Origin of the sequence: Mesotoga sp. HF07.pep.5.2.highcov, assembly GCF_003666285.1 — a bacterium.
GTDB classification, from domain to species: domain Bacteria; phylum Thermotogota; class Thermotogae; order Petrotogales; family Kosmotogaceae; genus Mesotoga; species Mesotoga prima.
The window spans coordinates 1-750 of the sequence record NZ_JFHJ01000600.1 but is presented as its reverse complement, the minus strand read 5'-3'; the positions used below and the strand labels follow the sequence as shown (position 1 = coordinate 750).

The 750-nt window shown below is 44.1% G+C and carries 1 protein-coding gene; it reads right to left on the bottom strand.

Going from position 1 to position 750, the window contains the following annotated elements:
* A partial coding sequence (locus tag BG32_RS12640) for a radical SAM protein (protein ID WP_259459734.1) occupies nt 1-744 on the bottom strand: 744 nt, incomplete at its 3' end.
* Nucleotides 745-750 lie beyond the last annotated feature (6 nt).

Genomic DNA, 750 nt, shown 5'->3' with positions numbered 1-750 from the left:
GCGAAAATCATTATTCCTTCCTAACTCCAGTGCCTCAGTGATATCTTCCTCGCTTATCCCCTTTGCAAAGGCATTCCTTATCTTCTGGCTTCCCCCCTCCGGTGCAATTGTGAAAGAGCTTTGCCCGGAAAGCTTCAGAGACCTCATCAATGTATCCGATAGAGAATCAAGTCTGAGAGACGAAACTGACAGCTCATAACCCTTTTCAATACAGTGTTCTGCTATCTCATCAATGCCCGGATAATCTGTAACCGTCGCGGCAATCAGTCCAAATCTCTTTGTGAATCCCGCAACTGAATCCATGAGATCAATCGTGTCTTTCAATTCTCTGAACCTTGGTCTTCCAAATTTGAATCCCGCGACGCAGAACTTACATTTTCGAAAGCATCCTCTACCAATCTCTATGAGATACCTGTCTCCGAAGACCGAATCCGGACTGATAAAAGCGCTTTCACCCAGGCAATTAGAAAAAATCGTTTCCTGGTGTTCTGTCTCGAGAGTAGAGACCATCTCCTCTTTACTCATGCGATGATCAATGGCAGAGAGTTGCTCGAGGAATTTCTCACCAAGGTCTCCCCTATAAACCACATCTGCAATCTCAGATACAAGAGAGTCATTGAAGTAGGTTAAGGCTCCACCAATAAGGATCAATGGATGAAACCTGTTCCGTTTCTCCTTCCTAAGGGGTATCGAGAACTTATTCAATATTTCAAAGACGTTGAGCAGATCGAGTTCAAAATGCACAGAAAA